The sequence below is a fragment of the Corallococcus sp. CA053C genome (assembly GCF_003611675.1).
In the GTDB taxonomy this organism is placed as follows: Bacteria; Myxococcota; Myxococcia; order Myxococcales; family Myxococcaceae; genus Corallococcus.
Map to the genome: position 1 here is coordinate 1 of NZ_RAWA01000594.1, position 4,365 is coordinate 4,365.

Consider the following 4,365-nt stretch of genomic DNA (forward strand, 5'->3'; position numbering starts at 1 on the left):
AACCTCTTCCACCGGGTGGAAGGGATCAGCAGAAAGCACAGGGGAGAACACCGGGGTAGGACCGGAATTTTTCCCGATTCCCCCCATGTGCGCCTGATGTGGCACGCCGTAACCCACCGAAGTCCAAGGGTTTTCCCTCTGACTCAACGCTGGCACACGCGCTGCTAAGAGCCACCGCCAGAAGCGTGCTGATCGGCCCCGCAGGGCCGGTGGACAAGCAGCACTCGCCAGACATCAGTCGAACGAAGGAGAGCGGAAGATGGGAATGCGGCGCACGGGGTTCTGGACGGTGATGGGGATGCTCCTCCTGTCGGGTTGTGCTCACCAGCAGACGCTGAAGGTCGACAACGCGGATCAGCCGTACCGGATTGGTCGCGAGGACGTGCTGGACGTCAGCGTGTGGCGTGACGCGGAGCTGTCGCGCACGGTGCCGGTGCGGCCCGACGGCTTCATCTCCGTCCCGATGGTCGGGGAGATTCAAGCCGCGGGCAAGACGCCCACGGAGCTGGCGGAGGCGCTCAAGACGGGCCTGCAGCCGTACGTGCAGGAGCCCCGCGTGACGGTCATCGTCCGCGAGGTCAACAGCACCCGCGTGTTCGTGACGGGGGAAGTGGCCCACCCGGGCGCCTACCCGCTGCGCGGTCGCGTGTCGCTGCTCCAGGCCATCGCGCTGGCGGGCGGCTTCACGGACTTCGCCAACTCCGACGGCATCGTCGTCATCCGCACGGACGGCAAGGGCGGGCAGATCCCGGTGCGCTACAGCGACCTGGTCTCCCCCGAGGGTGAGAACGTCATCCTGCGTCCCGGTGACACCGTCGTCGTTCCGTGAAGCGACGCGGGCACGGCGACAAAGACAGACGGCGAAACAGCGACATGGAAACGGGCGTGGGCGTGGGTAGGGACGGGAGGGCGACGGTGAGGGGCAACTGGAAGCGGGCAGTGATCGCGGGCTGTCTCATCGCCGCGCCGGCGGCTCAGGCCGCCACCATCCTGGAGCCGCGCCTCCGCATCACCGCGGAAGAGCGCTTCGACAATGACTTGCGCCTGGGCGCGAACGCCGCGGGCGGGCAGTTCATGACGAAGCTGTCTCCCCGGCTGGGCCTGGACGTGAAGAACGAGCAGCTCACGCTGGACACGTTCTACGCCACGGACCTGCTCGCCCGGCACGGCTCCGGGAAGACGACGTTGGATCACCGCGGCGGGTTCGGCTTCCGCGACGTGCTGTCGCGGCGGCTGCGCCTGGACGCGAGCGCCAAGGCGTTCCGCGTCACCGACCCCACGTCGCTGCCGCGTGACGGCCTGGCGCGCTCCACCTCGCCCACCTTCTATGCACAGACGAAGGTGGGGCTGACGGGGCGCGTAACGGAGCGCATGGATGTGCGCGGCAACTACAGCTTCGAAGCGACGCGCATCATCGAGCCGGGACGGGAGGCGGGCTACGCGCACACCCCGTCGGTGGAGCTCTGGTACCGCTCCACGCGCCGGCTCTCGCTGGGGGCGGAGTACCGCTACCAGGGGTTCCTGTACGCAGGGGACTACAGCCAGGCGCACGGCGCTTCCGCGGCCCTGCGCTACCGGCTGTCGCGGCCCACCACGCTCACCGTCAAGGGCGGGCCGGTGCGCTACCTGCCGTCGGACGCTTCTCGCGGTGGATGGCTGCCTCGCGTGTCGCTGGAGCTGATGCGCGAGGGAGAGCGGTCGGAAGTGGCCTTCGCCATCGGACACGACCTGGTGGGTGCCAGCGGGTTCTCCGGGGCGGTCTGGGCGGATTTCGCGTCATTGATGGCGGCGCACCGGTTCACGGCGAAGTTGTCTGCCTTTGGGGTGGCCAGCTTCTTCCGGAACGGGGCGGCGCCGGCTGAGAACTACACGCAGTGGCGGAACACCACGAACGTGTCGCAGGGCTATGCAGTGGGCGGCGGCGTCGAGTACCGGCTGAGCCGGAAGCTCGCGCTGCAAGGGGCGGTGGATCGCATCGCGCAAGTGGGCGCGGCGGACACCGCGGCGGCGGGGGACCTGACACGCAATGTGTTTGCCCTCCGTCTGGTCATGACACCTTGGTAGGGAGCATTCGAGTGCGAGGCATGGAGGAGCGGATCATGGAGCGTGGGATGACGGCGGACCAGATGCTTTCGGCGCTGTGGCGTCGCAAGGCCCTGGTGGGGGCGATCGCTGCAGCAATCTTCGTGGTGGGCGCAGCCATCGTGATGACGCGGCCAAGCATCTACGAGGCTTCCGTGGTGGTGCGCGTGGAACCGCAGCGCCCCGGTGAGGAGATGGTCCAGCGCACGGTGAGCGAGCTCATCGAACAGCGGCTGGTCACGGTGCGCCAGGAGCTCCTGGCGCGTCCGGTGCTCCAGAAGGCCATTGAAGAGATGAACCTCTACCCGGAGCTCGTCTCCGAGAAGGGCATCGAGGCGGCGGTGGAGCAGATGCGCAAGGACCTCACGGTGCGCGTCGAAGGGGAGACGGCGTTCGAGCTGACCTATTCGGGGCGTGACCCGCAGGTGGTGGCGCAGGTGACCAACCGCCTGCCGGCCATCTTCTCCGAGGAGACGCTGAAGATCCGCCAGGCGCAGGCGGCCCGCGCCACCAACCTCTTCACGGAGGAGATGGTGTCCATGGGCAAGGCCGTGTCCGCGTGGGAGGCCAACATCTCCCGCTTCAAGGTGGACCACCTGGGCGAACTGCCCGAGCAGATGGAGATGAACATGCGCGGCCTGGAGCGCATCAGCGCCCAGCTGCAGACGAAGTCCGAGGAGCTGCGCAGCGCCGAGGCGCGCCGCTCCGACCTGGCCCGGGCCCGCAATGCCGCGGACAGCGAGGCGGGCCGGCTGGAGGCCGCGGAGAGCGGGCTGAACCGCACGCTCACCCAGGCCAAGACGCAGTGGACCGAGGACCACCCGGAGGTGAAGCGGATGGAGCGCGAGCTGGGCACCGTCGCCGAGCAGCGCAAGGACGCCGAGGGCCGCATGTTCGCCGAGCGCAACGAGCGCACCCGCGTCGCCACGCTCATCACCAACATCCAGAAGGACATCGTGGACCTGCAGAAGCAGGCCGAGGCCTACCAGGCGCGGCTGAACAACACGCCCCGCTGGGCCCACGAGCTGGCCGTGATGAACCGGGACTATGAGATTGCCCGCACCAAGTACCAGAGCGTCGTGAGCCGCAAGGTGGAGGCGGAGATCGCCCAGGAGCTGGAGGCCAAGAGTGCCCAGAGCCTGTTCAACGTCATCTCGCCCGCCGGGGTGCCTTCCGCCCCGGCCCGCCCGGACCGCATGAGCGGCCTGCTCATCGCCGCCCTGATTGCCCTGGCCCTGGGTGTCCTCACCGGCACCGTGCTCGAGATGCGCGACGACAGCCTGCGCGACGGCTCCGAGGTCCGCGAGCGCATCACGCTGCCTGTCCTGGCGGTGGTCCCGAACATGCAAGGCAAGACAGAGAAGCGGGTGTTGATGCCCATGGCCGGGAGCAAGAACAGCGTCTCCTCGTCCACTTCGCTGAATTAATTGCCGACCCCCTACGGAAAAGATTGGAGCACTGAGATGGATTCGACGATGGAGCGGGCCGGGAACTTCCTCCCGCGTGTGGATGAGAGTGCGGCTTCCTCGAACGCGGTGGACCGGCGGGTGGTGACGTTGACGGCCCCGGCCTCCGCGGCCGCCGAGCAGTACCGGACGCTGTACTACCGGCTGGAGCGGATGCGGGAGCAGCGCCCGATGAAGGTGGTGGCGCTCACCTCGGCCATGCCGGGCGAGGGCAAGACGGTGACGAGCGTGAACCTGGCGCTCGCCGCCGCCCGGGCGAACCCGGAGCGCCGCATCCTGCTGGTGGACGCGGACCTGCGCCGGGGCCAGGTGGCCCCCACGCTGGGCATGCGCAACAAGCAGGGCCTGTCGGAGCTGCTGGCCGGTGAGTGCGATGTGCGCGACGTGGTGCGCCGCTTCAACGCCACGCGGCTGGCGGTCATCCCCGCCGGCGCCACGCCGGAGGAGAGCACCCAGGTGCTGGCGAGCGCCCGGATGAAGCAGTTCCTCAAGGCGGTGCGCGAGGGCTTCGACGAGGTGTACGTGGACCTGCCGCCCACGCTGCCGTTCGCGGACGCGGCCATCCTCGGCCACCAGATGGACGGCGTGCTGATGGTCATCCGCGCCAACGTCACCCCCTCCAAGGTGGTGAACCAGGCGGTGGAGCAGCTGGCGGGCGCGGCCCTCGTGGGGTGCGTGCTCAACGGGGCCGAAGTGAACGCGACGCCGTACCTGAAGAACTACGTGAAGAAGTAGCAGCGCGGACCTGGGAGTGAGTGCGGTCTTGTGGGCCCTTCCCGTCCCCTCCGTCGAAAGGCGGAGGGGCGGGGGCCTGGAG

The 4,365-nt window shown here is 68.7% G+C and carries 4 protein-coding genes; all 4 read left to right on the forward strand.

The window, feature by feature from the left end; all coding sequences use genetic code 11:
* Positions 1-259: 259 nt before the first annotated feature.
* Genes D7V97_RS40560 through D7V97_RS40575 form a run of 4 tightly spaced genes read left to right on the forward strand, consistent with a single transcriptional unit; the run spans position 260 to position 4,283 of the window.
* Positions 260-829, forward strand: coding sequence for a polysaccharide biosynthesis/export family protein (locus D7V97_RS40560; protein WP_120615915.1), 570 nt, complete (start codon positions 260-262; stop codon positions 827-829).
* A 44-nt stretch (positions 830-873) separates the two neighbouring features.
* Positions 874-2,064, forward strand: coding sequence for a hypothetical protein (locus tag D7V97_RS40565; protein WP_120615916.1), 1,191 nt, complete (start codon positions 874-876; stop codon positions 2,062-2,064).
* A 35-nt stretch (positions 2,065-2,099) separates the two neighbouring features.
* Positions 2,100-3,509 carry a Wzz/FepE/Etk N-terminal domain-containing protein gene (locus D7V97_RS40570; protein WP_120615918.1) on the forward strand — a complete coding sequence of 470 codons (1,410 nt, stop codon included), beginning with the start codon at positions 2,100-2,102 and terminating at the stop codon, positions 3,507-3,509.
* Between the two features lie 36 nt (positions 3,510-3,545).
* Entirely contained in the window at positions 3,546-4,283 is a 738-nt protein-coding gene (locus tag D7V97_RS40575) for a CpsD/CapB family tyrosine-protein kinase (RefSeq protein WP_120615917.1), read from the forward strand.
* Positions 4,284-4,365: the final 82 nt, after the last annotated feature.